At 44.1% G+C, this 247-nt stretch carries 1 protein-coding gene; it reads right to left on the reverse strand.

The window, feature by feature from the left end; genetic code table 11:
* Positions 1-224: LysM peptidoglycan-binding domain-containing protein (locus tag QP442_RS08545; protein ID WP_285069814.1), on the reverse strand; the 224-nt coding region annotated here is incomplete at its 3' end.
* Positions 225-247 lie beyond the last annotated feature (23 nt).

The following is a 247-nucleotide window of genomic DNA, read 5'->3' on the forward strand; positions in this document are numbered from 1 at the left end:
CAAGTCATGAGGTCTTGGATGCTTACTCCATATTTGTGACTGATTCTCCAGAGTGAGTCGCCTGATTGAACCGTGTAGGATACACTTTCAGCTGGTTTTGTGGGTTCGGCTGGTTTGTCTGTACTTGGGTTTGATGTTGGAGCTTCTGCTTTGGCAGGTGCTTGAACGACTAGTTTGTCACCTGGATGCAACATGTAATTAGAACCTAACTTGTTCCAAGTCATTAAATCTTGGATACTTACCCCAT

Origin of the sequence: Pauljensenia sp. UMB1177, assembly GCF_030217965.1 — a bacterium.
Classification (GTDB): domain Bacteria; phylum Actinomycetota; class Actinomycetes; order Actinomycetales; family Actinomycetaceae; genus Pauljensenia; species Pauljensenia turicensis_A.